Source organism: Labedaea rhizosphaerae (assembly GCF_004362825.1).
In the GTDB taxonomy this organism is placed as follows: domain Bacteria; phylum Actinomycetota; class Actinomycetes; order Mycobacteriales; family Pseudonocardiaceae; genus Labedaea; species Labedaea rhizosphaerae.
Genome location: NZ_SNXZ01000001.1, coordinates 1,852,732 through 1,878,916, shown reverse-complemented (window position 1 = coordinate 1,878,916; position 26,185 = coordinate 1,852,732). Strand labels below are relative to the sequence as shown.

The 26,185-nt window shown below is 70.8% G+C and carries 25 protein-coding genes; 18 read left to right on the top strand and 7 right to left on the bottom strand.

Annotation, left to right across the window (positions count from 1 at the left end; all coding sequences use genetic code 11):
• Positions 1 to 94: 94 nt before the first annotated feature.
• From EV186_RS09070 to EV186_RS09040, 7 genes are all read left to right on the top strand, one after another.
• Complete coding sequence (locus tag EV186_RS09070) at positions 95 to 523, top strand: DUF1707 SHOCT-like domain-containing protein (protein ID WP_133848541.1); 429 nt, start codon at positions 95 to 97, stop codon at positions 521 to 523.
• Between the two features lie 228 nt (positions 524 to 751).
• A complete protein-coding gene (locus EV186_RS09065) occupies positions 752 to 1,051 on the top strand; it encodes a chorismate mutase (RefSeq protein WP_133848540.1) in 300 nt (99 codons plus the stop codon).
• Positions 1,052 to 1,113: 62 nt separating this feature from the next.
• Entirely contained in the window at positions 1,114 to 1,422 is a 309-nt protein-coding gene (locus tag EV186_RS09060; RefSeq protein ID WP_166659063.1) for a hypothetical protein, read from the top strand.
• A gap of 186 nt (positions 1,423 to 1,608) precedes the next feature.
• Positions 1,609 to 2,640 carry a hypothetical protein gene (locus EV186_RS09055; RefSeq protein WP_133848539.1) on the top strand — a complete coding sequence of 344 codons (1,032 nt, stop codon included), beginning with the start codon at positions 1,609 to 1,611 and terminating at the stop codon, positions 2,638 to 2,640.
• 205 nt (positions 2,641 to 2,845) lie between these two features.
• The gene (locus EV186_RS09050) at positions 2,846 to 3,604 is read left to right on the top strand and encodes a hypothetical protein (RefSeq protein ID WP_133848538.1); all 759 of its coding nucleotides are present in this window, start codon (positions 2,846 to 2,848) and stop codon (positions 3,602 to 3,604) included.
• A 158-nt stretch (positions 3,605 to 3,762) separates the two neighbouring features.
• Complete coding sequence (locus tag EV186_RS09045) at positions 3,763 to 5,124, top strand: serine/threonine-protein kinase (RefSeq protein WP_133848537.1); 1,362 nt, start codon at positions 3,763 to 3,765, stop codon at positions 5,122 to 5,124.
• Between the two features lie 109 nt (positions 5,125 to 5,233).
• Positions 5,234 to 6,853, top strand: coding sequence for a serine/threonine-protein kinase (locus EV186_RS09040; protein WP_133848536.1), 1,620 nt, complete (start codon positions 5,234 to 5,236; stop codon positions 6,851 to 6,853).
• A 10-nt stretch (positions 6,854 to 6,863) separates the two neighbouring features.
• On the opposite strand, the gene EV186_RS09035 is transcribed toward EV186_RS09040, so the two are convergent.
• The gene (locus tag EV186_RS09035; protein ID WP_133848535.1) at positions 6,864 to 7,757 is read right to left on the bottom strand and encodes a LysR family transcriptional regulator; all 894 of its coding nucleotides are present in this window, start codon (positions 7,755 to 7,757) and stop codon (positions 6,864 to 6,866) included.
• A gap of 72 nt (positions 7,758 to 7,829) precedes the next feature.
• On the opposite strand from EV186_RS09035, the gene EV186_RS09030 reads away from it, so the two are divergent.
• From EV186_RS09030 to EV186_RS09020, 3 genes are all read left to right on the top strand, one after another.
• On the top strand, positions 7,830 to 8,759 hold the full coding sequence (locus tag EV186_RS09030) for a DMT family transporter (protein ID WP_243753887.1): 930 nt from the start codon (positions 7,830 to 7,832) through the stop codon (positions 8,757 to 8,759).
• 122 nt (positions 8,760 to 8,881) lie between these two features.
• Entirely contained in the window at positions 8,882 to 9,529 is a 648-nt protein-coding gene (locus EV186_RS09025) for a nitroreductase family protein (protein ID WP_133848534.1), read from the top strand.
• 78 nt (positions 9,530 to 9,607) lie between these two features.
• Entirely contained in the window at positions 9,608 to 11,245 is a 1,638-nt protein-coding gene (locus tag EV186_RS09020) for an AMP-binding protein (protein ID WP_133848533.1), read from the top strand.
• Between the two features lie 49 nt (positions 11,246 to 11,294).
• Here the strand turns inward: EV186_RS09020 and EV186_RS09015 are convergent, their stop codons facing one another.
• Both EV186_RS09015 and EV186_RS09010 read right to left on the bottom strand, forming a co-directional pair.
• Positions 11,295 to 11,978 (bottom strand): response regulator, encoded by a 684-nt coding sequence (locus EV186_RS09015; protein ID WP_424982302.1) that lies wholly within the window; start codon positions 11,976 to 11,978, stop codon positions 11,295 to 11,297.
• Positions 11,979 to 11,992: 14 nt separating this feature from the next.
• Positions 11,993 to 13,273, bottom strand: coding sequence for an ATP-binding protein (locus EV186_RS09010; protein WP_243753942.1), 1,281 nt, complete (start codon positions 13,271 to 13,273; stop codon positions 11,993 to 11,995).
• Positions 13,274 to 13,418: 145 nt separating this feature from the next.
• Here EV186_RS09010 and EV186_RS09005 point away from each other — a divergent pair, with 145 nt between their 5' ends.
• Positions 13,419 to 14,705, top strand: a complete 1,287-nt coding sequence (locus EV186_RS09005) for a PspC domain-containing protein (protein ID WP_243753886.1) — start codon at positions 13,419 to 13,421, stop codon at positions 14,703 to 14,705.
• Positions 14,706 to 14,727: 22 nt separating this feature from the next.
• The gene (locus EV186_RS09000) at positions 14,728 to 14,913 is read left to right on the top strand and encodes a hypothetical protein (RefSeq protein ID WP_341814396.1); all 186 of its coding nucleotides are present in this window, start codon (positions 14,728 to 14,730) and stop codon (positions 14,911 to 14,913) included.
• Between the two features lie 129 nt (positions 14,914 to 15,042).
• Here the strand turns inward: EV186_RS09000 and EV186_RS08995 are convergent, their stop codons facing one another.
• On the bottom strand, positions 15,043 to 15,822 hold the full coding sequence (locus EV186_RS08995; RefSeq protein ID WP_133848879.1) for an E3 ubiquitin ligase family protein: 780 nt from the start codon (positions 15,820 to 15,822) through the stop codon (positions 15,043 to 15,045).
• A 77-nt stretch (positions 15,823 to 15,899) separates the two neighbouring features.
• Positions 15,900 to 17,444: a glutamine-hydrolyzing GMP synthase gene (gene guaA, locus EV186_RS08990; protein ID WP_133848529.1), complete on the bottom strand. Its 1,545-nt coding sequence runs from the start codon at positions 17,442 to 17,444 to the stop codon at positions 15,900 to 15,902.
• A 619-nt stretch (positions 17,445 to 18,063) separates the two neighbouring features.
• Between guaA and EV186_RS08985 the strand changes: the two genes are divergently transcribed.
• From EV186_RS08985 to EV186_RS08960, 6 genes are all read left to right on the top strand, one after another.
• Positions 18,064 to 19,008, top strand: a complete 945-nt coding sequence (locus tag EV186_RS08985) for a hypothetical protein (RefSeq protein WP_133848528.1) — start codon at positions 18,064 to 18,066, stop codon at positions 19,006 to 19,008.
• Entirely contained in the window at positions 19,005 to 19,454 is a 450-nt protein-coding gene (locus EV186_RS08980; RefSeq protein ID WP_208115504.1) for a toll/interleukin-1 receptor domain-containing protein, read from the top strand. Before EV186_RS08985 ends, EV186_RS08980 begins: the two co-directional genes overlap by 4 nt.
• A 62-nt stretch (positions 19,455 to 19,516) precedes the next feature.
• Entirely contained in the window at positions 19,517 to 20,962 is a 1,446-nt protein-coding gene (locus tag EV186_RS08975; RefSeq protein WP_133848526.1) for an aldehyde dehydrogenase family protein, read from the top strand.
• 12 nt (positions 20,963 to 20,974) lie between these two features.
• The gene (locus tag EV186_RS08970; RefSeq protein WP_133848525.1) at positions 20,975 to 22,651 is read left to right on the top strand and encodes a plasmid pRiA4b ORF-3 family protein; all 1,677 of its coding nucleotides are present in this window, start codon (positions 20,975 to 20,977) and stop codon (positions 22,649 to 22,651) included.
• 53 nt (positions 22,652 to 22,704) lie between these two features.
• Positions 22,705 to 24,243, top strand: coding sequence for a plasmid pRiA4b ORF-3 family protein (locus EV186_RS08965; protein WP_133848524.1), 1,539 nt, complete (start codon positions 22,705 to 22,707; stop codon positions 24,241 to 24,243).
• A 54-nt stretch (positions 24,244 to 24,297) separates the two neighbouring features.
• Positions 24,298 to 24,960: a MarR family transcriptional regulator gene (locus tag EV186_RS08960; protein ID WP_133848523.1), complete on the top strand. Its 663-nt coding sequence runs from the start codon at positions 24,298 to 24,300 to the stop codon at positions 24,958 to 24,960.
• On the opposite strand, the gene EV186_RS08955 is transcribed toward EV186_RS08960, so the two are convergent.
• Complete coding sequence (locus EV186_RS08955; protein WP_133848522.1) at positions 24,947 to 25,456, bottom strand: DinB family protein; 510 nt, start codon at positions 25,454 to 25,456, stop codon at positions 24,947 to 24,949. The two genes, EV186_RS08960 and EV186_RS08955, sit on opposite strands and share 14 nt — an antisense overlap.
• A gap of 47 nt (positions 25,457 to 25,503) precedes the next feature.
• The gene (locus EV186_RS08950; RefSeq protein ID WP_133848521.1) at positions 25,504 to 26,160 is read right to left on the bottom strand and encodes an alpha/beta hydrolase family protein; all 657 of its coding nucleotides are present in this window, start codon (positions 26,158 to 26,160) and stop codon (positions 25,504 to 25,506) included.
• Positions 26,161 to 26,185: the final 25 nt, after the last annotated feature.

Sequence of the window (26,185 nt, the reverse complement as noted above, 5' to 3'; positions counted from 1 at the left end):
CGAGCCGCAACGCGATCGATACGCCTCCCGACGTACGCCGGATGCCGATCCACGACCGACGCGCGGCGCCCGCGCGCGGCGGAGCATCGAAGCCATGACACCGACACCAGAAACCCCACGCGTGCGGGCCTCCGACGCGGAACGCGAACAGGTCGTCACGGCCGTGCAGAAAGCCGGCGCCGACGGCAGGCTCACCCTCGACGAGGTCGAGGAGCGGCTCACCTCGGTCTACGCGACCCGGTTCCGCGACGAGCTCGCCCAGTACACCGCCGACCTGCCCGGCGAACGCCCGCAGGCCGCGCGGCCCCTGATCACCCGCAGGCCGACCGGTCCGCTCGCGGTGCACGCGGCGATCGTCGCCGTCTTCGCCGTCGTGCTCGTCGTGCGCTGGGTGGCCGGCGGGGCGGCGTTCTTCTGGCCGGCCTTCCCGATGTTCTGGCTCGCGATGAGCCTGGTCGTCCACGCGCGCATGCGTGGTGTCATCGGTGGCGGCTGGCAGGGACGGCGGTGGTCCGCCAGGTGAGACCCGCGGCGCCGCGGGTTCGACGCCGTGACCGGTCGTGTGTCAGAATCGAGCCGTGCTGACGCGCCACTTCGAGTTTTTCTACGGGAACCGGACTCCGGCTCCCGTGGACGCCAAGTGTCGCTGAACTAGGCAACACCCAGACACCACGAAGCCCCGGAGTCCTCGGACCCGGGGCTTCTTGCCGGTTCGGGTCCGACTCCCAGAGAACAAGGCGAGGATCCCCCGATGTCACCCACCGAAGCGAACCAGGTCGCCGACCCCGACGGCGTGCGGCTGCCCACCCCGGAGGAGGTGGTCGAGCTGCGCAAGGAGATCGACCACTGCGACCGGGAGATCCTGCGCCTTGTCAAGCGCCGCATCGAGGTGTCGCAGGCGATCGGCCGGGCCCGGATGGCCGCGGGCGGCACCAAGATCGTGTACAACCGGGAGATCGACGTCCTCGCCCGCTACCGCGAACTCGGCCCCGAGGGCAGGCAGCTCGCCATGGCGCTGCTCAACCTCGGCCGGGGCCCGCTCGGCCGCTGACCCCGGCGGGATCAGGGACATCACCGATGCCTGGCACCGCCGACGAAGGGCACACTGGAACCATGCTGCTGAACCTGATCGCCGTCATCATCGCCATCGCCGGCGTGCTCGGCGCGCTCGTGCACGACGGCTACCTGGCCATGCTGTACTCGGCGGCCAACAAGCGGGCGGGCGGGGCGCCGATCGCGCAGTACGTCCGCTCGCGGTTCGCCGTCGCGGGCGTGACCACCGCGGGCGCTCTGCTCGCGTGGTTGTTCACGTCCGGCAACGCGACCATGGACATCCTCGGCATCCTCCTCGCGGCCGGATCCGGCGGTGCCGCGATGAAGGCGCTGCAATCCACCCAGCAGCGTTACCGCACCGGCGGCTGACCCACACAGAGCCACCTCTCCGGGCCGCACGCCACTCGATCGAGTGACATGCGGCCCGGGCATGCTCCCCTGCCCGGATAGCTCAGCGCGACGACTTACGCTGAGCTGGTGTTCTGCGCGGATACCCAGCCGCGCCGAACCGCGCGTGAGCGCGTCACGACGGGGAGTGAGAGGAGTCTCTCTGGCATGACCGGCGGAGAGGCGTTCCACGACAGCGGACATCGCGGCGGGCACCACGGGTCCCACGGACACGCGTCCCATGGGCCGCACGGGCCTGGCAGGCACCGGCCGGAGTCGGGCAGCTGGATCCCGCTGCCCGAACGCGGTCACCACCACCCGCACGCCAAGGCGGTCGTCGCGCCGCCGGGCATCGTCGTGACCGAGACCTCGCCGCCGATCGAGCCCGCCGAGATCCTGATCACCACCGTGCCGATCACCGGGCTCCGCTCGTTCGACCTGGGCACCGTGCCCGCGTCGGTCACGCCGCCGCGCACGTGGCGCAAGGCCGCGTGGTTCGCCGTCGCCGCGTCGGTGGGCGTGCTGATCGCGCTCGCCGCGGCCGCCACCGCGTTCGTCGGCCGGCCCAGCCAGTGGACGACCATCGACGCGCTGCCGAGCCTGCCCGGCGCGACCGACCTGATCACCACGCTGCCGTCGACCGCGTCGAGCGCGGCGTCGCGCACCAGCACGGTCAACAGCTCGGTGGAGTCGTCCTCGGCCGTGTCCCCGGACCGGATCCGGACCGACTCGAGCCCGCGCGGCAGCAGCGCGGCCGGTGGCGCCACCGATCCCCGCAACCCGACGGTGACGGCCCCGACCGTCACGACGTCCGCCCAGCCGGCGCCGAGCGGTTCCAGCACCACCGAGCCCGGCCCGGAGCGCAGCACGTTGACCCCGCTGGTGATGTCGCCGCCGGTGAACGCCGAACAGATCGGCGACCGCACCGAGGCCTACTACGACACCGTGGTCGAGGACCCGAACGCGGCGTACGCCATGACGAGCGGGCCCATGCAGGACGAGGGACCCGAAGGGATCAAGAGGCGCTACGAGGACGTCACCGACGTCCAGGTGGAGCAGATCACCATCGACCCCGCCACGGGCCGCACTATGAACACCGTGCGGCTGCACCACCGCGACGGCACCGTCTCCACCCAGCGCCGGACGCTGACCTTCTCGGCCGGCAAGGACCCCCGGATAACGAACGAGACCACCGGGTGAACAGTTGGTGAACGTTGCTCTGTTCGGGTGATATCGGGACACATTCGTCGACACGGACCGGTGATCCGCCGACAAAGACTTGCGGCCGCAAGTACTCACACGATACGTGTTCCCTCGAACGCGCACCGCGCAAGCGCCGCTGGAGGAAGCGTCAGTGAAGCGCCCTACTACGGGTAGGCGACACCCGCGATCCGGGTCCATCCCGGTGACCGAGCTGATCAGGAAGCGGCCGGCGAAGCTCGACGTGCCCCAAGAGCACCGAGCGCTGGCCAACGCGCTGGTGCTCGCGTCCACGGAATCGGTCAAGGACAAGCCGACGAGCCACCGGCGTCCGCAAGCGCGCAGTGCGCAACTGGCCCGGGTCGCCGGGCTGGGTCTCGCCGCGTGCGTGCTGTGCGGCTCGGTGACCCTCGCCGCGGTCATCACCAGCCACCGCGACCAGACGGCCGCGCCCGCGAACCACAAACTGGAGATCACCGGCGAGCAGGCGCTGCTGCCGGACTCGTTCACCACCATCGCGAACCAGACGCCCGCCCCGATCAAGCCGGAAGTGCCAGGTCAGGTGCAGGACACCGCGACCGGCAGCTTCCCGTACACACCGGGCAGCACGTCGACGACACCCGCACCCGCGAAGGTCGAGCGGCACCAGCCCAAGGCGAGCAGCGCCGTCCAGCTGGTCCGCGAGTTCTACGAGCTCATCGCCACCGATCCGGCCCAGGCGTTCCTGTTGCTGGCGCCCGAGGCCTTCGACGCCGACTTCACGAGGTTTGTCGAGGCGTGGTCTTCGGTAACCGATGTACGCGTGGTCGAGATGCGTGAGCAGAAGGACGGCAGCGTCATCAGCGTGGTGAGCATGCGCATGGCCGACGGGAGCAGGCTGCGGCTCGAGCAGTTGTTGCGCACCGGCGGCGGTGGCGAACTACGCATCGTCGGTGCCGAGTTGCTGTCCGCGCAACACGGCTGAGCTGCCAAGACGGCACGGGCGCATGCATGTCCAGCCACGCAGCGTGACCGCCTAACCTAATGCAGTCGGCGTATCGGGGCCGCCGACGGCAGGCACGGCGCGACTCGCTGGTCGACACAGCGTGACATCCGGGCCCCTATGGTCAGCAGGAGGTAGGCGTGACCGACGACGGTCGCCTGATCGCCGGGCGCTACCGACTGGTCGAGCGCATCGGCAGCGGTGCCATGGGTGTCGTCTGGCGCGCGTACGACGAGCGCCTCGGCCGCACGGTGGCCGTGAAGAAGATGCTGCTCGCTCCCGGTCTGCCCCCCGACGAGGCCGACGAGGCCGTCCAGCGCTGCATGCGCGAGGGCCGCATCGCCGCCAAGCTGCACCACCCGAACGCCATCACGGTCTACGACGTGGTGGACGAGGACGGCGTGCCGATCCTGATCATGGAGTACCTCGAGTCGGTGAGCCTCGCCGCCGCGCTCGACGAGCGGGGCACGCTGACGCCGCGCGAGGTCGCCCGCATCGGCGCCGAGGTGGCCGCCGCGCTCACCGCCGCGCACGCGGCCGGGATCGTGCACCGCGACCTGAAGCCGGGCAACATCCTGCTCGGCGCGGACGGCAGCGTGAAGATCACCGACTTCGGCATCTCGCGCGCCAGCGACGACGTGACCGTGACCAAGACCGGGATGATCGCCGGGACGCCGGCGTACCTGGCCCCCGAAGTGGCCGTCGGCAAGCCGCCGGAGGCGCCGTCGGACGTGTTCTCGCTCGGCTCGACGCTCTACGCGGCGACCGAGGGCGAGCCGCCGTTCGGCCTCTCGGAGAACACCCTCGGCGTGCTGCACGCCGTGGCCGCGGGCCGGATCAACCCGCCGCGCCGCTCCGGTCCGCTGACCGGCGTGCTGACCGCCATGCTCAACGCCGACCCGCTGCGCCGGCCGAACACCGCGCAGGCGCGTGAGCTGCTCGAAGAGGTGGCCAACGGCCACGTGCCCGACGTCAGCCGGTACGCCATGGCCGACCAGGCGACCCAGCTCGTCGACCCGATGACCGACCAGACCCAGGTGATCCACACCCGGCCGGCCCGGTCGGTGCCGCGGACCAAGCCGGTGGGCCCGCTGCCACCCATGGACGCGCCGACGACGATGAGCGGGCGCCCCACCCGGGCCCCGGAGCCGTCCCGGTCCAGGGGGCCGCTGGTGGCCGCCGGGATCGTGCTGGTGGCACTGCTGGCCGTGGGTGCGTGGCTGATGAGCACCCGGAGCAACGTCACGCCGCCTGCGGGGCCGGCCGGGGCGGACACGACCCAGCAGCAGGAGCCGACGGTGGACTACACGCCGACCAGCGAGGTCCGGCAGACCATCGTGCCGACGTCGCGCCACCACCAGCCGCCCCAGACGCAGTCGCCGCCCCAGACGACGACCACGACGACCACCACCACCACGACCGACACCACGACGACCACGACCGACACGACGACGACTGAGACCTCGACAACAACTTCGAAATCGGCGCAACCTTCGACGTAGCCCAGCAGTCCGTTTCCACGGGGACAGCAATGATTTCGCGGATCGTCCGACCGCGCATCGACACACCACGTACGGTGGCAGGCCGAAGCCGTCGCCATGGGAGCCGCAAGTGAGCACTGGGAACGATCTGGTCGCGGGCCGGTACCGGCTGGGCGATCGGATCGGCAGCGGTGCGATGGGCGTGGTCTGGCAGGCCCACGACGAGCGGCTGCACCGCACCGTCGCCCTGAAGCAACTGCTGCTGCAGCCGGGCTTGTCCGCGGCGGCGTCGGAAGAGGCGCGGCAGCGGTGCATGCGTGAGGGCCGGATCGCCGCCCGCCTGCAGCACCCGAACGCGATCACCGTCTACGACGTGGCCGAGCACGACGGCGAGCCGTGGCTGGTGATGGAGTACCTGCCTTCGCGCAGCCTCGCCACGGTGCTCGCCGAGCGCAGCACCCTGTCGGTGGAGGAGGCGGCGCGGATCGGCACCGAGGTCGCCGCGGCGTTGAGCGCCGCGCACACGGCCGGGATCGTGCACCGCGACGTGAAGCCGGCCAACGTGCTGCTCGGCGACGACGGCACCGTGAAGATCACCGACTTCGGGATCTCCCGCGCGACCGGCGACGTCACCGTGACCGCCACCGGGATGCTGGCGGGCACGCCCGCGTACCTGGCGCCGGAGGTCGCGAAGGGCGAGACGCCCACGCCGGCGGCGGACGTGTTCTCGCTCGGTTCGACGCTGTACACGGCCGTCGAGGGGCATTCGCCGTTCGGGCTGTCGGAGAACACGCTCGCGCTGCTGCACGCCGTGGCGGCCGGGAAGATCACGCCGCCGCGCCAGGCCGGTCCGATGACCGCGCTGCTGATGCGGTTGCTGCGCACCGATCCGCGGGAGCGGCCGAGCATGCCGGTGGTCAAGGACGCACTCGCGGACCTGGCCGCCGGACGTCCCGCGTTGCTGGGCGCCCCGTCGCCGCCCGCGGGCGAGCGCACCGTGAACCTGAACCCCGCGCCGGTGGCGTACACGCCACCGCGCCCGATGCCCGCGCAGGGCCCGCCCACGCCCCAGCGCGGCGGTACCCGGATCGCGCCGGTCCCGCAGGTTTCGCCGGCCGCCTACCGGCCGCCGACACCGGCAACACCGCCACACGGGCAACCCGTGCAGCCGCCGCGGGAGAAGTCGCCGTCCAACGCGCGTGCGGTGGTCCTGACCGTGCTCGCGATCGTGGCCGCGGCGGCGATCGGGATCCTGGTGACGAGCCTGCTGTTCGACAAGGACGACAACAGCGGCCAGGCCGGCCAGCTGCCTCAGACCTCGGAGAACCGCCAGGCCGTGGAAGGCACGACCGTTCCGTCGCCGACCACCACCACCGAGACGACGACCACGACCACCACGGAGACGACGACCACGAAGTCGCAGCCGACCGAGCAGGACTACATCAACACCGTCCGGACCTACTACGGGATGCTCCCGGCCAACCACGACGGTGGCTGGGCGCTGCTGACCGAGAAGGCCCGAAAGAAGTCCGGTGGGCGCGCGAGCTACGACAACTTCCTCAACGGCCTGGCGTCGGTCAAGGTCATCGAGGCCACGGCGCAGGGCAACCGCGTCCACGCGACGATCGAGTTCCACACCAAGGACGGGCGCACGACCCGCGAGGGCTACGTGTTCGTGCTGAAGCGCAACGACCAGGGCACGATCATGATCGACGACTTCGCCCACGCCAAGGCCCGCCAGAACCGGTAGCGGCGCAGCGTCAGCCGGTGGCGGCCGCGCGCAGGGCGTCGATCAACCCGTTCAGCGCCGCCGAAGGGTGCGCGGTGGCGCGCACCGCCGCGTAGATCGACCGCACCGGTTCCGGGCGCCGGATCCGGCGGACCGCGACTGCCCCGCCGCCCTCGATGCCCAGTTGCGGGATCACGCTGACCCCGAGCCCGGCCGCCACGAAGCCGCGGGCGGTCGCGTAGTCCTCGGCGAGCACGGTGAAGTTCGGGCTGAACCCGGCCGCGCCGCACGCGTCGAGCACGACGTCCATGCAGGTCCCGGGCACGCGCTCGTTGCAGATCCACGGCTCCTCGGCCAGGTCCGCCAGGTCGATCACCCGCTTGGCCGCCAGCCGGTGCCCGCGCGGCAGAACCGCGCGCATCGGGTCGTCGAGCAGGTGCACCAGCCGCACCGCCGGTGAGGGCGGAGTGGAATCCGCGCGGACCACGATCGCCAGATCGGCATCGCCCCGCTCCACCTCCGGCAACGGGTCCTGCGGGTCGATCAGCTTCAGATCCAGTTGCACGCCGGGGAATTCCGCACGCAACCGCGCGACGGCGGGCGGCACCAACGCCGCACCAGCGGTGGCGAAGTACCGCACCGACAGCGTTCCCGTGCGCCCGGCCCGGAGATCCGCCAGCGCGGTCTCGGCCTCGGCGAGGTTGCGGCTGATCACGTCCGCGTGCTCGGTCAGCAACCGGCCGGCGGCGGTGGGCCGCACGCCCCGGCCGACCCGCTCCAGCAGCGGGACACCGGTCTGCCGCTCCAACGCGGCCACCTGCTGGCTGACCGCGGACGGCGTGTACCCGAGGTTCTCCGCGGCCGCGGTCACCGAGCCGCTGGACACCACGGCCCGCAGCATCTGCATCCTGCGCACGTCGAGCATGTAGCGGAGCTTAATGATGGGTGCAGGACATTTCACTTGTGCTTGGTCTACGTCCAGAGCAACGTGGTCGCCGTGCGAGGTGGCAGCGGGACCGTGGTGCGGATGGGGTTGCTCGCCCTGATGTGGGGGTCGAGTTTCCTGTGGATCAAGATGGCGCTCGGCGGGTTCTCGCCGATCCAGATCACGGCCATCCGCACCGTGCTCGGCGCGGTCGTGCTGCTCGTGCTCTGCTACTCCAGCGGCCAGCGGATGCCGCGCGGCCGAAGGCTTTGGCTGGACATGGTGATCGTCGCGTTGTTCGGCAACGCGGTGCCCTTCACCCTCTTCGCGATGAGCGAGCGGAGCATCGACTCGGGTCTGGCCGGCGTGCTGAACGCGACGACGCCGCTGTGGGCGACCGCCATCGGCATCGCGATCCGCACCGAGCGCGATCTCCGGTTCGTGCGGGTCGGCGGGTTGCTGCTCGGGTTCGCCGGCACCGTGGTGATCTTCGCGCCGTGGGAGGCCGGCGGGTTCGCGAGCTGGGGCGCGCTGCTCAGCCTGCTCGCGGCGATCAGCTACGCGATCAGCTTCACCTACATCGGCAAGCGGATCTCCGGACGCGGCGTCGCCCCCACCGCCCTGTCGGCGATGCAGCTGACCAGCGCGGTCGGCCTGACGTGGGTGGTCGTGCCGTTCGCCGGGATCGAGGCGGTGCACCCGAGCTGGCCGTCGATCATCGCCGTCACGCTGCTCGGCGTGTTCAGCACCGGGTTCGCGTTCGCCCTGAACCACCGGCTGATCGCCGACGAGGGCGCGACCAACGCGTCCGTCACCGGTTACCTGCTGCCCATCGTGTCCGTGCTGCTCGGCGCGATCACCCTGCACGAGCCGATCACCCTGCGCGTGCTCGCGGGCATGGTCGTGGTGCTGATCGGCGTGGGCATGACCCGGCTGCACCGCCGGGCGCCATCGCCGGTGCTGACCGACGAGGACGCCGCGGCGGCCACCCGGCCCGCCTGAATCGCCTGACCAGAACCGGACATATGGCGTGAGTCACATTCACGTCACACGCCTGTCCGGTGTTCGGCTAGCTTGCGGTTGCTCAAACAACCGTCCGCGTCACTCACAGTGAAAATCACACCGTGCCCCTGAACCTGTCCGTCGACGAGGTCCTGTCGACCACGCGTGCCGTGCGCAAACGCCTGGACCTCGACCGGCCGGTGCCGCGTCACCTCATCGAGGAATGCGTCGACCTCGCGTTGCAGGCGCCGACCGGCCGCAATCGGCAGCGCTGGCATTTCCTGGTGATCACCGACGACGAGCAACGAGCCGCGGTGGCGCGGCTTTTCCGCAAGGCCTACGACACCGGCACACCCGGCCGGATCACCGAGCAGGACGCACGCAGGCAGAACACCTTCCCGCAATCACGCAAGCGGACACTGGAGTCGTACCAGCACCTCTACGACAACGTGCACCGCGTGCCCGCGTTCGTCATCCCCGCCGTCGAAGGCCGCACCGAGCAAGCCAACGCCTTCGAACAGTCGATGACGTGGGGCTCGATCCTGCCCGCGGTGTGGAGCTTCATGCTGGCCGCCCGCGAGCGCGGCCTCGGAACGGTCTGGACCACCGCGCAAGGCCCCGTGGAGCGGGAGCTCGCCGACGCCCTCGGCGCGCCGTACGACGAGGTCATGCTGACCGCGCTGATCCCGCTCGCGTTCACCATCGGCACGGAGTTCAAGCCGGCCAAGCGCATCGGCCGCGAGGAAGTCCTGCACTGGGACAAGTGGTAAGTCCGAGCTCGAAAAACGCTTCGGCTTTCATTCATCAGGGTCCGCGGGGTGGCCCCATGTCGACAAGGAGACCTCCGGATGCCGCATTCGTCCACGGCCACCAATGGGCCGGGGAACGCGTCTGCCGCGCCTTTGCACCCCGATTCCGCGAGTCCGTTCGACGTACTGCTCGACGCCTTCCGGCGCAATGCCGATCGCGTCGCCCTGATCGACGGCGACGAATCGATCACCTACGCGCAGTTGCTCGACAAGATGTTCAAGATGGCGCGGGCGTTGCAACGCAAGGGTCTGCGCCGTGGTGACGGGGTCGCCGCCATCGACGACAACACCCCCGGGATCCTGCTGACCTACCTGGCCACGAAGCTGATCGGCTGCTACTTCGTCGCGGTGCCCGCGCCCGCGGCCGCCGTCGAACAACTGCGCATCCTCGAGTTCACCGGCGTCTCGGCGCTGGTCTACGAGCCGTCGTTCTCCGCGAGCCGGGTCACCGAGCTCGCCAGCCGCCCGACCTGCCCCGAACCGCTGTCGCTGGGCCCCGGCCAGGTCGGCACGGACCTGCTGGCGCTCACCGAGGCGCAGTCCGCGGCGCCGTTCCAGCCGCTCGGGCGCGACGACGACTTCGCCGACGTGGTGCTCACCGGCGGCAGCAGCGGTGGCAAGCCCAAGGCGGCGGCCTACACCTTCGAGCGGGTCGCCGAGCTGTGCCGGGCCTGGGAGCGGATCAGCGCGATGGACACGGCCGAAGCCGCCGCGTTCCGCGCGCCGGACTGCCGGGTGCTGCGCGTCGTGCGAGCCACCGTCTCACCGGGCATCGCGGTGCTGCCCACCCTGCTGAACGGCGGAACCCTGTTGCTGCAAACGGGATTCGACGCCGAGGCCACGCTGCGGGCGATCGAGCAGCAGCGGGTCACCGTTCTCGCGCTCTACCCGTCGCACCTCTACCAGCTGCTCGACCACCCGGACACGACCAGGATCGACCGGTCCAGCGTGCGCATGGTCGTGTACTGGGGCGCGCCGATGTCGACGGCCCGGCTCAAGCAGGCCATCGACGTGTTCGGCCCGGTGATGAGCCAGATCTACGGTCAGTCCGAAACCCGGATGGTCAGCCACCTCAGCCCCGAGGACCACGCGCGCGGGCTCGAGCACCCGAACCTGCTCAGATCCGTGGGCCGCCCGCGCCCGGGCGTCGAGGTGGAGATCCGCACCGCGACCGGCGAGCTCGCGGCGCCGGGCGAGATCGGCGAGATCCGGGTGCGCAACTCCTACCGGATGAACCGCTACTGGAACGAACCCGCGCTCACCGCCAGGACGATGGTCGACGGGTGGTCGCACACCGGCGACCTCGCCCACCAGGACGCCGACGGCTACCTGTACCTCGCGGACCGGCTGCGCGACATGGTGCTGGTGAACGCGGTCAACTGTTACACCGTCGACATCGAGAACGTGCTCACCGCGCACCAGGCCGTGCGCGCGGCGTGCGTGGTCGGCCTGCCGGACGCGCGGACCGGTGAGGCCGTGCACGCGGCGGTCGTGCGCCGAGCAGGCGCCGAGGTGGGCGCGGCCGAGCTGCGCCGGCTTGTGCGCGACGAACTGGGTGATTACGAGACGCCGAAGTCGGTGCTCTTCGTCGACGAGCTCCCGGTGACCAGGGCGGGCAAGCCCGACAAGAACACCGTCCGGGACTTGGTCTCGGCGAGCCTGGCGCAGGACGGATGACGCCGGTCCGGGCGCGCCCGCAGGTCCGGGGGGTTCAGACGAGCCGGTTTCAGACCAGTCGCCGGTCGGACGCCCAGCGGGAGAGCTCGTACCGGTTGGACAGCTGGGTCTTGCGCAGGACGCTCGACACGTGCGTCTCGACCGTCTTCACCGAGATGAACAGCTCGGCGGCGATCTCCTTGTAGGCGTAGCCACGGGCCAGTAAACGCAGCACGTCGCGCTCGCGCGGGGTCAGCAGGTCCAGCTCGGGGTCGCTGATCGGCGCGGCGCCCGGCCGGTCGGCGAACGCGTCCAGCACGAACCCGGCCAGGCGCGGGGAGAACACGGCGTCGCCCTCGGACACCCGCACGACGGCCTGCACCAGCTCCTGGCTCGAGATCGTCTTCGTCACGTAACCGCGGGCGCCCGCGCGGATCACCGCGATGACGTCCTCGGCCGCGTCGGACACCGAGAGCGCGAGGAACACGACCTCGGGCAGTTCCGGGCGGACCTTGCGCAGCACCTCGGCGCCACCGCCGTCGGGCATGTGCACGTCGAGCAGCACCACGTCGGGCTTGCGGTGGGTGATGCCCGCGACCGCCTCGGCCACCGAGCCCGCCTCGCCGACCACCTCGACGTCGTCGGTGATCTGGTCCAGCTCGGCCCGCACGCCCGCGCGGAAGAGGCCGTGGTCGTCGACGAGGAAGACCCGCACCGGTCGCTTGGTCGTCGTCTCGTCGGTCTCCTCGGCCACGGGCCCCTCCTCGGTCATGTGTTCGCGGTGGCCAGCGGCATCGAGAGCTGCACCTCGGTACCCTCCCCCGGCGCGCTGCGCAACCGAACCGTACCGCCGTTGCGGTCCATCCGGCCCCGGATCGAGTCGGCGAGCCCGTGCCGGTCCGGCGAGACCCCATCGGGGTCGAAGCCCTTGCCGCGGTCGCGGACGAACACGGTCACCTGGCCGGTCTCGACCTCCGCGTACACGCTGACCTCGCCGACCTCGGCGTGCTTGGCCGCGTTGACCATGGCCTCACGGGCCGCCTTGACCAGCGCGCGCAGCTTGTCGTCGACCGGGCAGTCGCCCACGACCACGTGGTGGACCTTGATCGCGAAGCTGTCCTCGACCTCGCCGGCGGCGTTGCCGATCGCGCCGGACAGCGTCTCGGGCGCGGGCTTCTTCGGGTCGGAGCCCGCGGCGATGCCCTTGCCGTACCCCGAAGGCCCGTAGAGCCAGCCACGCAGCTGCCGCTCCTGGCCGCGGGCCAGGCGCAGCACCTCACGGGAGACGTCGGGCTGCTTCTGGATCAACGCGAGCGTCTGCAGGACGGAGTCGTGCAGGTGGGCCGCGATCTCGGCGCGTTCCTCGGTGCGGATGCGGGCCGTGCGCTCATCGCCCAGGTCACGCACCAGCCGCAGCCACCACGGCACGGTCAGAACGGCGACGCCGACCAGGGCGGCGACCACCGCGACCAGCGCGAACTGCACCTGGTCCAGGGCTAGGGCGCGGAATACGAAGACGGCGATACCCGTGGTGACCAGCGCGGCACCGGTCAGCACCCGGACCAGCGCGGTCCCGCCGCCACCGCCGAACACGACCCCGCGCACGCCACCGGCCCGGCTCGCGTCCCGCCAGCGCCTGCGCTGCGACTCGTCGGCCTCGCGCCAGACGACGGCGACGCCGACCAGGGTCACGCCGAGCCCGGCGGCCACCCAGCCGTTGACGATGCCGGACAGGGTGCCCGCGGCGACCGCCAGCGCGATGCCGAGCGCGACCAGGCCGAACGCCTGCTGGCGTTCCTTGCCGGAGACCTCCTGGGGCTGCTCGTTGCTCTGCTGGCGGACGAAGACCCACAGCAGCCCGTAGGCGAGGATCCCGGCGCCACCGCACGCGGCGAGCGCGGCGAACGCGATCCGCACCCACAGCACGGGCAGCTGGAGATGGTCCGCTAGGCCACCGGCGACGCCCGCGATCGCACGCCCGGTGCGCCGCCTGCGCATCCGGCCGTCATCGGGGACCAAAGCTGTCCGCTCGGCGTCCTGCGTCGCCACCGACCTCCGCTCGTCGGTCTCAACCACTGTCACCTGTTCATGGTCACATGGTGACCGGTGCACTTCATCAGGGACAAACCCGGAGACCCAAGTTCAGGGTCCGTCCCCGATGTGCGTGCGGGCCGGACATTGCATTCTCGTTGACGTGAGTGCACAGCAGACGCAGACGGGCGGGCCGACACCGCCGAACGTCGAAGACACCGTCAAGGACTTCTGGGCGACGAGACCGCGACGGCCGCGTGACGGCCGCAAGATCGCGGGCGTCGCCGCCGGCATCGGCAACCGGTATGGCATCGACCCGGTGATCGTGCGGGTCGCGTTCGTGGTCGCGGCCATCTACGGCGGCGCGGGCATCTTCCTCTACCTGGTCGGGTGGCTGCTGCTGCCCGAGGAGCGCGACGAGGTGTCACCGTTCGAATCGGTGATCAACAAGGGCCGCAGCTCGACCTCCACGGTGTTCACCGTGTTGCTCTGCCTGGCCCTGATCCCGTTGTCCAGCTGGGTTTTCGACGGGCCGTTCAGCGGGCTGCTCGGCGTGGCGATCATCCTCGGGTTGCTGTTCTTGTTGCACCGCAGCAAGGGGCACCTGAACCGGCCCGACGACGCGCAACCCTACGGCGCGCAACCCTTCGCCGCGGCGCAGCCGACGACGGAGAACTTCGCCACCGAGCCGGGTGATCAGACCGTGCGCACGGCCGAGCCGGAGACGGAGCCGGACAGCCCGCCGGCGTGGGACCCGCTGGGGGCGGCGCCGTTCGCGTGGGACCTGCCTGAGCCGGGCCCGGGCCCGAGCCAGGAGAGCGAGCCGACCGTGCAGCGGGCGCGCCGTTCCCGGGTGGGCCTGATGACCGTGGGGGTCGCGTTCGTCGTCGGTGCCGCGTGCGTGGCGCTGTCGGGCACGTTCGACTGGCTGACCCCGCCGCACATCGCGGGCCTGCTGCTCGCCGTGCTGGGCCTGGGGATGGTCGGCGGCGCGTTCGCCGGCGGCGGTCGTGGCCTGCTGGGGCTCGCCGTGCCGCTCGCCGCGATCGGCGTGCTGTACACCAGCGTCTCCACCGGGGACGGCGGCTTCCACGGGGTGGGCGACCGCACCGAGACGCCGCGGTCCATCGCCCAGGTGGCACCGAGCTACTCGCGGTCGGTCGGCAGCATCGACCTCGACCTGACCGAACTGCCCGACACCGGCCGGTCCGTGCACACCTCGGTGGACGCGAACGTCGGCTCCGCGACCGTCCGGGTGCCCGCCAACGCCGATGTCGAGGTGCACTGCCGCGCCAAGATCGGCAGCGTGGACTGCCTCGGCCAGCGCCAGGACGGCACCGGCGTCGAAGTCAAGATCGACAACGATCTGGGCGACGACGGCGAAGGCGGCCTGAAGATCGTGCTCGACGTGCGGGTCGGCACCGGAGACGTGGAGGTTGTTCGTGGCTGAGCGAGGAGAACCCGGACAGCAAGTGCGACGCAGCCCCGATTTCGGCACCCTGATCTTCGGCGTGCTGACGTTGCTCGCCTCGGCGTACGTGCTCACCGACGGGGCGTCGTGGCTGCCCTCGGTGGACCCCCGGTGGGTGCTCGCCGCGGTGGCCGGGGTGATCGGCGTCCTGCTGCTGATCTCGTCGGCGTCCCGGCGATCGCGTTGACCCGATCAACGTCCGTTCTGCCTGTTAACTGAATCAACCAAGATCAGCTAGGTTGACTGAATCAACCCGCACTCACCAACCGGCCCCGGACACCACGAAGGTGACCGGGGCCGATTGCCGTTCCTGCGCCTACTTCACGATGCCGAGCACGGTGAGCACGACGCCGAGCGCGAAGGCGGCCAGCACGCCGATCCGGAACAGGTTGTGCTGCTTGGTCGCCGACGCACGCAGCTCGTCCTCGGTCCGGTTCGAGATGATGAACGGGCCCTCCTGCGGCTTCGCGATCACCAGCGGGCCGATCTTGTCGTGCACCTCGCCGAGGACGTAGAGCCGGCGGCCCGGACGGATCACCCACTCCTTGTACTCGAAGCCGATGGTGCCGCCGCCGGAGTTGAAGAAGTTCGGCAGCTTGATCCCGAACATCTCGACCTGGCCCGGGTTGTTCACCGCCTGCTCGAACCGGCTCACGGTCTGCTCGACGCCGTCGGGGTTGGTGCCGTTGGGATCCACGCCGAGGGTGCGACCGGCCTCGTCGATCAACGCGTACCCCTCGAACGACGTGTGCTGCGCGACGGTCTCGGTGCGCTTGACCGTGCGCCGGTTGCCGTCGCGGTACTCGACGTCCTCGTACTGGCGTTCCACCTGGTAGCGGTACCAGACGCACTCGGTCTTGCTGATCTCCGCGGTCAGCGGGCCTTCCGGGCGCGGGTGGGCGGCGCCGACCACCTCGGCGACCTTGCGGAACCCGCCGCGGTTGCCCAGCTCGTCGGAGATCTTCCGGGCCTCCTCGAGCTGCGGGATCGTCAGCGTCTCCGTGCCGATCATCGCGTGCAGCCGCTTCTGCGCGTTGCGCATGAAGAAGAAGCCCACCACGGATGCCACGACCAGCACGATCCCGATGATCAGCATCGTGCTGATGTTGCTGCCGCCGTGCCTGGCCGCCGTCACCGCCGCCGACGCGTCCACGATCACCCCGGTGTCCCCTCTCACTCCCACTCGATGGTGCCCGGCGGCTTGCTGGTCACGTCCAGCACGACCCGGTTGACCTCGGCCACCTCGTTGGTGATCCGCGTCGAGATCCGCTCGAGCACGTCGTACGGTAGCCGGGTCCAGTCCGCCGTCATGGCGTCTTCGCTCGAAACCGGACGGAGCACCACGGGGTGGCCGTAGGTCCGCCCGTCGCCCTGGACCCCCACGCTGCGCACGTCGGCGAGCAGCACCACCGGGCACTGCCAGATGTCGCGGTCCAGCGCGGCCGCGGTCAGCTCCTCGCGGGCGATGGCGTCGGCGGCACGCAGGATCGTCAGGTTCTGCTCGGTGACCTCGCCGATGATCCGGATGCCGAGGCCCGGGCCGGGAAACGGCTGGCGGTGCACGATCGTCTCGGGCAGGCCGAGCTCGAGCCCGACCCGGCGGACCTCGTCCTTGAACAGCTCGCGCAGCGGCTCGACCAGCTCGAACTCGAGGTCCTCGGGCAGGCCGCCGACGTTGTGGTGGCTCTTGATGTTGGCCGCGCCGGTGCCGCCGCCGGACTCGACGACGTCCGGGTAGAGCGTGCCCTGCACGAGGAACCGGTAGTCGCCGGTGGCCTTGAGGTCCAGTTCGGCCTGCTCGAAGACCCGGATGAACTCGCGGCCGATGATCTTGCGCTTCTGCTCCGGGTCGGTGACGCCCGCGAGCGCGTTGAGGAACCGCTCGCGCGCGTCGACGGTGACCAGCTTGACGCCGGTGGCGGAGACGAAGTCGCGCTCGACCTGGGCGCGTTCGCCCGCCCGCAGCAACCCGTGGTCGACGAACACACAGGTCAGCCGGTCGCCGATGGCCCGCTGCACGAGCGCGGCCGCGACCGCGGAGTCGACGCCGCCGGACAGCCCGCAGATCGCCCGGCCGTCCCCGATCTGCGCGCGGATCGCGGCGATCTGGTCCTCCACAATGGACGCGATGGTCCACTGCGGACGGATGCCGGCGATGTCGTGCAGGAAGCGGCGCAACACCTCCTGGCCGTGCGGGGAGTGCGCGACCTCGGGGTGGTACTGCACCCCGGCGAACGAGCGCTCCCGGTCCTCGAACGCCGCGACCGGCGCGCCCGCGGACACGGCGGTGACGGTGAAGCCGTCCGGCGCCTTGGTCACGCAGTCGCCGTGGCTCATCCACACGGGGTGGTGGGCGGGCAGTTCGGCGTGCAGCACGCCGCCGTGCGGGGCCAGCTCGGTGCGGCCGTACTCGCGGGTGCCGGTGTGCTCGACGGTGCCGCCGAGCGCCTGGGCCATGGCCTGGAAGCCGTAGCAGATGCCGAAGACCGGGACGTCCGCGTCGAACAGGGCCGGGTCGACCGCGGGCGCGCCCTCGGCGTAGACACTGCTCGGGCCGCCGGACAGGACGATCGCCGCCGGGTCGCGGGCGATCAGCTCGGCAACCGGCGTGGTGTGCGGGACGACCTCGGAGTAGACCTGCGCCTCGCGCACGCGGCGGGCGATCAACTGGGCGTACTGCGCCCCGTAGTCCACGACCAGGACTGGCCGTTGGGACATTCGGCTCACCTCTCATCTTCCGGGTGTGCGAACCGGGCGGAACCTGTTCGGCACACGTGTTCGTGTGCCGACCGGTCCCTCCCTGGGTTTCTCTCCCGGAGATGCCTGCCGGCGCGTGGTGCACCGGTTTTCCGTGGCGCTCGAACCAGACCCGCCCGTTCCCCTTCCTCTGGGACGGGCGGCGGAACCCTAGCCACCATCATCGGTCAGCCAGCTAATACACTAGCTCAGGTCCGTGGCACAAGCGCATCGCTACAGCATCCCTGCCACGTGAAGCCGTGCCACGACGGAGACACAGGTCACACCAACCGTCCAGCACAACACGCGCAGAACGCGGTACGCGTCAGACCGCCTTTTGCTGTCGTTCGCCGAGAGAGCTACATGGGTCGCATACACGAGAATAAACGCGACCAACGCACCGAGACTGAAGACCACCGACATTTCCACTCCGAATGGATCGAGCAATACCGAAGAACTCGATCCGAGTCTGTCGCCGTCAACGGCCCGAAATCGGTTTCGGACGAAATTGGTGCGGAAGTTGACGGCGCCCGTTGGCCCACGGGCGATACACTGCGGAATCTGGACGGTTTCGGACGAGGAGGCCACGACGGCTGTCGACATGCCCGGCGAGGACGTGCTGCCTCCCGGACCGCTGCGGACCCTCACCGAAGCCATCCACGAGATCTACGACGCCTCGGGTCGGCCTAGCCTGGCCATGATCGAAGGCCAGGTTCGCAAGCGGGACCGGAAGGGTAGCCGCGAGTCCATCGGGATGGTGCTCCGCGGTACCAGCAAGACGAAGTGGGCCACACTGCGTCCCATCGTCGTCGCCCTCGCAGAGATGAGCGTCCCTGCTCGCTCCGGCGAAGCCGAGACGGCCAAGATCAAGCACCTGTGGGACCTGGTGTCGGAGACCGGCGCACCCGTGGAGCAGCTGCCGGACCAAGACCCCGGGGATACCAACCGCGTGCATTCGGTCTTCGTGCTGGGCGGGGTCTCCGGCGAGACGGACTGGAAGGACTATGAGGAGCCCATACTCGCGCAATTCTGCCGGGAGATGGGCAAGCACATAGCCGATTCCGGCACAGACCTCGTCGTCTGCAGCCCGTTTCCTGATTCGGCCGATTTCTATGCCCTCGCAGGCTACTTCGAGTCCCCTCGCCGCGACGGCACGGCCCACATGCACATGCCTCGCAGCGACCGGGTTTCCGAACAGTTCAGTCAAATGTTGCAGTTGCTGGGAAGCGACGCCGCCGACCGAATAAAGGTTTGGCACTACCCGGGCCCCGAGGTGGAAGGCGCGGAAGCCGCCGCTCAGGCTTGGGTCCTCTGCCAACTGATGGCAATGGAGGAGGCGGACGTGGTGGTCGCGGTCGGCGGCAAGCCCGACAAGACCGCCAACACGATCCTGCACCTCGCCGCCGCCCGGCACAAACCGCTCGTCCCGTTCACCTTCCTGGAAGGCGCCGCCGCGCGGGCCTTCAAGCGCCGCGATTGGACCCACGTCAGCCCGAGATCGATGTCTCGGCCCTTGCCTCACGGAACTCGGCAGGCGAGACAATGAAGATCGCGAACGCGATGCTGACCGATTACGTGCGCGACCTCGGCGCGTCGGCGCGCAGACCCCGCACGGTTTTCATCAGCCGCGCCCGAGCCGACATCAGGTTCGCACGGCCGCTGGAAGCGCTGTTGAAGACGAGTCAGCTGCGGTTGATCTTCGACGAAGTGGCTCCGCCGTCGGATCGCACCATCCAGTCGGTCATCAAGGACGCCATCGAGGCCGCGGACCTGATCATCGTCTTGTGGAGCCGAGCGTACGCAGCCAGCAAGTACTGCTTTGACGAACTCGACATGGCCCTGCAACGCCACCAGGCAGGTGCGGTCCGGTTGTGGATCCTGAACCTCGACAATTCGGACCTCGTGCCACCACGGGCACGGGGCTTCCCCAGCCTCGCGGCTGATTCACCCGAGGCCGTCGTCGAGATGGTGCGCAAACTGCTCGACGGGTAGTCCTCGGCCGTCGGCCGCGACGACACCGCGCATCACCGGGCGGGACCTCCTACGGTGAGCGTATGGACGCGTTCACCCCACAACCCCGCCCGTGCTGGATCGCCGGCCGGCCCGAACCGGGAGAGGACGAACTGATCGTCACCCACCCGCACGACGACACCGAGGTGGCGACCGTCGCGGTCCCCGGTCCGGACCAGGTCGAGCGTGCGATCGCGGCGGCCCACGCGGCTTTCCCGGCATTCCGGGCAGCTCCCGCCCACGTGCGGGCGGCCGCGCTCGACCACGTGTGGCGCGCCCTGCAGGAGCGGGCCGAGGAGATCGCGGAGACGATCACCGCGGAGAACGGCAAGCCGCTCAAGTGGGCCGAGGTCGAGGTGACCCGCGCCGTGTCCACGTTCCGGTTCGCCGCCGAGGAGGCGCGCCGCTTCACCGGTGAGCTGCAGCGCCTGGACACCGATGCCGGCGGCGAGGGCCGGGTCGCCGTGGTGCGGCCCCGCCCGCGCGGGCCGGTGCTGGCGATCGCGCCGTTCAACTTCCCGCTGAACCTGGTGGCGCACAAGGTCGCGCCCGCGCTGGCGGTGGGCGCGCCGGTGATCGTCAAGCCCGCGTCCGCGACCCCGCTCTCGTCGTTGATCCTGGGTGAGATCCTCGCCGAGACCGACCTGCCGGCCGGGGCGTTCTCGGTGCTGCCGGTGCGCGGCTCGGCGATGTCGTCGCTGGTCGAGGACCCGCGGCTGCCGGTGATCTCGTTCACCGGGTCGACGTCGGTCGGCTGGGGGCTGATGGATTCGGCGCCCCGCAAGCACGTCGTGATGGAGCTGGGCGGCAACAGCGCGGCCATCGTCTGTCCTGATTGGACGGACCTCGACCGCGCGGCCGCGCGGATCGCGACCTTCGGCAACTACCAGGGCGGGCAGTCGTGCATCGCCGTGCAGCGGGTGATCGTGCACCGCGCCGTCGCCGACGACTTCGTCCCGAAGCTCGTGGGCGCGGTGCGTGCCCTGCGCACCGGCGACCCGCACGACCCGGAGGTCGAGGTCGGGCCGCTGATCGACGAGAAGGAAGCCCGCCGCGTCGAGGAATGGGTCAACGAAGCCGTTTCCGCCGGTGCGACCCTGTTGACCGGCGGCGCCCGCAAGGGCTCGACCGTGGACCCGACCGTGCTGGCCGACGTGCCCGCGGACGCGAAGGTGGTGCGCGACGAGGTGTTCGGTCCCGTTCTGGTTGTGTCCGTTGTGGACAGTGTGGACGAGGCCTTCGCCCTGGCCAACGACTCGGAGTACGGCCTGCAGGCCGGCGTCTTCACCCACGATGTCCAGCTGGCCTTCCGCGCGGCGGCCGAACTGCGGGTCGGCGGCGTCGTCATCGGAGACGTTCCGTCCTACCGAGCCGATCAGATGCCTTATGGCGGCGTGAAGGGCTCCGGTACCGGCCGCGAAGGCGTCCGCTCGGCCATGACCGACTTCTGCGAGGACCAGGTCATGGTGCTGACGGGCCTGGACCTCTGAGACCCTGGGTCGATGAGCCCCACCAGCCGCAAACGGACCAAGAAGAAGCGGCGCACGACGCCACTGCGCGAGCCGAGCATCAGCGAGGTGTTCGACGCGATGGTGGCGTCGTTCGCCGACGTCGTCGGCTCCCCCGACACGTTGCAGGCCGAGCTGACGACCTCGGCGATGCTCGGCATGTGGTGGTCGACCGGTCCGGCGGGCACCGAGACGATCGGACGGGACGTCGTCCAGCACGCCGTCCAGGTGGGTGACGCGAACGCCCTCGCGCTGCTGACCGGCGTGTCCGCACTGGCCACGGGCGAGCTGGCGGCGGCCGCGGCTGAGGCGGCCGAAGAGCTGACCAAGGCGGGCGTGCCCACACCCCCTTGGGCCGACTCGATCGGCGCCGCGACGCCGGGCGAGTGCTGGCACTGGGGCGACGTCTTCGGTGACATGGAAACGGTCTTCTGCCGGTTCGGCGGGCCGATGGGCGACCACGCGACCTGCGTGCTGATCAACCGGGTGGGATCGAGTGCCTTCGCCGAGGACGCGTGGGTGGTCGGCGATCCCGAGCAGGCGTTGGCCGAGGCACGGACCGCGCTGAGCGAGTCGGCGGACGCGGAGCTGCTGCGGATCGAGCCGATCAGCCAGGCCGAAGCGCGCGAGCTGATCAGGATCGGCTTCCGCGCGACGGACCTCGTGCCGCGGCGGGTCAGCGACACGTTGGCCGATTACCGCGCGCTCGTGCTGGCCCGCGCCCGGCTGTTGCCGGAGCCGACCGGGGCGGCCGAACTCACGGCGGCGGAACAAGAACAGCTGGTCCGCGAGTTCCTCGCCGACGCCGGTCTCGATCCGGACGGGGCGGCCCGGCGGTGCGCGGCACGGTACGTCGAGTTCTGCAGCGAGTGCGACACGGGCGACCCGCGGCGGGTCAGCGCGGCGCTGGCCGACGAGTTCTTGCAGGACGCGGTGGAGTCGGAGCTCACGCCCGCCGAGATCGAGGCGATGCCGGACGTGGTGATCGCCTACACCCGGTGGGCCGCCACGCGGCGTGGCTTCCCGGACCGCGCGATCGAGACCCTGATGGCGCAGGTCGAGCGCAGCGCGGCCGAGTTCCGCGACGGTGACTTCGGCTGGATCGACCTGCCGTCGCCACGCAAGGACAGTTACGTGATCCGGGTCGACCTCGAGGGGTCGAAACCGCCGATCTGGCGGCGGCTTCGGGTCCCGGGAACCCTCACGCTCGCCGACCTGCACGAGGTGCTGCAGGTGGCCTTCGACTGGGATGGCAGCCACCTCCACACGTTCGCCTTCGGCGCGCTCACCGCGGGCGACCCGGACGGCGCGGTCGAGTTCGACCTCGACGAGACCGAGGTCGCGATCTCGCAGGTGGCGCCGAACCCGGGAGCCAAGCTCGAATACGTCTACGACCACGGCGACAACTGGACGCACCTGCTGCGGGTCGAGAAGGTCGAGCCACCGGACGCGGATCACCCGATCGCCTGCCTCGACGGCCGCCGGGCCGCACCCATGGAGGACAGCGGTGGCCCGGTGGGCTGGTCGGCGAAGGTCGCGGCGGCCGCGGACCCCGAGCACCCGCACCACGACGTGGTCCTCGAGTGGTTCGACGGTATCGTGCCCGACCTGGAGGCGTTCGACGTCGCCGCGGTGGACGCGGCGCTGCGCGCGAGGTTCACCGAGTGGTGACGCGACCGCCCTGATCGGACGGACCTCGACGAGCCCTGGAAGCATGGGCCCGCATGGACGCTGGCGACCCGGACCTCACGACGGCCATGACCGAGATGCTCGCCGACTTCGCCGAAGTCGACGCCACCGGCGACCCGATGGCGGTCGAGGTGTGGACGTCGAGCCTGCTCGGCACCTGGTGGCTCGCCGCACCCGACGCTGTGGGCGTGATCGGCGACTCCGTGGTCGAGCACCTGCGGACCACCGCCGATGCGCGGGCTCGCGCGCTGCTGACAGCGGTGACGGCCGTGGCTCCGGTGGAGCTCGCGGACAAGGCGGCGGCCGCCGTGCGCGAGTTGGCCGGCCTCGGCCTGCCGGCCCCGGTGTGGGCCGACGCCATCGGCGTGGCGTCGCTGGAGGGCTGCTGGTGCTGGGGCGACGCGTACGGCGACGTCATGTCGGTGTTCTGCCGCTTCGACGGGCCGATGGGGCCGCACGCGTTGTCGGTGCTGATCGACTGGTCGCAGCCGCTCGGCGGGTACGCCACGGACGCGTGGCTCACCGATGAGCCGGACCAGGCCCTGGCCGACGCCCGCCGGATGCTCGCCGAGGACGCCGACGGGGACCTGATGGAACTGCGGGAACTCGACCCGGCCGAGGCACGCAGGCTGATCGAGAACGCCTTCCAGGTGACCGACCTCGTGCCGGAGCGGCTGGATCCGGACGCGCCCGAGGCCACGCTGCCCGATTACCGGGCGCTGGTGCTGGCCCGCTGCCGGCTGCTGCCGGAACCCGTCGCGCCGACGCCGCTCACCGGCGCCGAGCAGGCGAAGCTGGCCGAGGAGTTCCTCGCCGAGACCGACCTGGAGCCGACCGAGCTGGTTCGCCGGTACACGCGCCGGTTCATCGAGTACGGCGCCATGACCGACCCCGGCGACCCGCTGCGCGCCAGTGTCCTGAAGGTCGACGGGTTCTTCACGCACGCGCTGGCCGACAACCCGGCCATCCCGGAGATCGAGGCGCTGACGAAGGTGGCGGTGGCCTTCACCGAGTGGGCGGCGCAGCGCCGCGGCCTGACCGAGGCCGCCCGCACCCGCCTGATGGCCGACACGGAGTTGTGCGCGCGGGAGCACAGCGAAGAGGCGATCCTGTTGTGGCTGCCCGAGGTCCGGCAGGAGAGCTACATCCTGCGGGTGGACGTGGCCGGGGCGAAACCGCCGATCTGGCGGCGGCTGCGGGTGCCGGGCGACATGTCGCTGGCCGAACTGCACATCGTGCTGCAGATCGCCTTCGAATGGGACGACAGCCAGGAGCACATCTTCCTGATCAACGGCCTGATCGCCAGCATCCCCTACGAACTGGAGGAGTTCGACTTCGACGAGCGGGCGGTCGGGGTGTCGCAGGTGGCGGCGAAGCCAGGCGGGAAGCTCATGTACATCTACGACCACACCGAGCAGTGGCGGCACGTGATCAAGTTCGAAAAGGTCGAGCCGCCCGACAACGACCGCCCCGTCGCCTGCCTCGGCGGCCGGCAGCCATCGCCGAGCACCGGCCGCGACTTCGACCCGGCGCGCATCGACGCGACCCTGCGCGCCCTGACCGCCCCCGAGTGAAGGCCGCCGCGTCCCGGGTGAAACGGGACGGTGCCGCGCAGCGGTATCCCCTGCGTGACCAGACGCGATGACGTGCTGCGACTCCTGGCCGACCACCCGGAAGGCCTGACCGACGCCGACCTGGCGCGCCTCACCGGTGCCCTGCACCCGGCCATCAACCAGGTGTGCCGTCAGCTCGCCGCCGAACAGCTGATCCACCGCGACGACGCGTTCCGGCCGATCGTGAATCGGAGCACCGGCGCCTTGCCGTCGCTGGTCGCGGCGGCGCCCCGCTCGGACTCCGGGTACCAGGACGAGTGGTTCTGGGAGGGCAAGGTCGTCGGGCTCGTGGTCCAGCACCTCGGGCGGCTCGGCGCGTACGTGCGTTCGGTCGCCGACACCGCGACCAAGGCCCGCGGGACCGACATCGTGGCCACTCTCGACGGTCGCACGCTGCACATCGAGGTGAAGGGCTGGCCGTCCACGGTCTACGCCGACCCGGCGCGGGCTCACGAAAAGAAGCGCACCAATCCGACGGTCCAGGCAAAGCACTGGATGGCCGAGGCGGTGTTCAGCGCGCTTCGCTTGCGCGCCAAGCACGGCGACGACCGGGTGGTCGCCGCCTTCCCGTCGTTCCCGCGCTACGAGAGCCTGGCCGCGGAGGTGGGGCCGGTGCTCGCGCGAGCGGGCATCGAGCTGTGGCTCGTCGCGGAGAGCGGCGAGGTCAGCCGCCGGTGACGCCGTCCAGTTGCTCGCGCAGGAAGTCCGCGTGGCCGTTGTGGCGGGAGTACTCCTGGATCATGTGCAGGTAGACCAGGCGCAACGAGAACGGCTCGCCGCCCAGGTCGAAGGTGGCGTCCAGGTCGTGGCCGCGCACGGCCTCGGCGGACCGGCGCTGTTCGGCCAGCAGGCGTTCGTAGTCCTCCTGGGCCTTCGCCGGATCGGCGTCGTGGAAGTCGGCGTCCTTGTCGCCGGGGTACATGCGTTCGTGCGGTTCGTCGAGGAAGCGCTCGCGGAACCAGATGCGCTCGACCTTGGCCAGGTGGCGGACGAGGCCCAGCAACGACAGCGTCGACGGCGGGTTCGCCCGGCACGCCAACTGGTCGCCGGTCAGCCCGGCGCACTTGTGCAGCAGCGTCGCCCGGCACCAGTCCACGTACTCCGCCAGCATCGTCGGCTCGGGGGCGGCGGTCGCGCCGGTCGGGCGCGCGACGGCGGGCGCGGTCCAGGTCATGGCGTCATCCTCGGTCGAAGCAGGGGGCAGTGGCACGTGAATATTCCCTACGCGCCGAGGTGACCGCACACCGCGGCCATGGCGGCGGTGACGGCCGCGCGCGACTCCTCGGTGTGGTCGAGCAGGTCGAATCCATGCCGGCCGCCGACCGCGTGGATCACCTCGACCTCGCCGCCCGCCGCCGAGAACTCGTCGACGCGCGCGAGCCGCTGCGGCGTTTCGAGCTCGGCCCGGGTGAGCACGACCGGCAGCCCGGGCGCGAGCGGCGGCACCGCGCCGAACACGGGGTAGGTCAGCCCGACGACCCGCAGCCACGGCGGCGGCTCGGCGAGCCAGCGGTCGACCAGCAGCCCAGCGCCGGAGAACGCCCACAGCGCCACGGCGTCAGCCACCTCGGGCCGCGCGCGGATCGCCGCCAGCACGCCGGGCAGCCGGTCCGCGACCTGCGCCGCCTGGTCCATCCGTTCGTAGCCGAGCTTCGCCACGACCGCGTGCACGCCGTGGTGCACGGCGAGCCGGCCGTAGCCGACGTACACCGGCCAGCCGCGCGCGTCGCCGGGAGTCGGGCCGGGCACGAACACGATGGTCGGGCGCGGCTCGGCGTTCGGTTCGGGCAGGTAAAGGTCGCCGTGCTCGAACTCGGTGCGGTGCACGCCGTCGGCGGGGACGTCCAGGACGAACGGAAGCTCTGCGGGATCGGTCACGCTACCATCGTGCACGAAGGGCGAC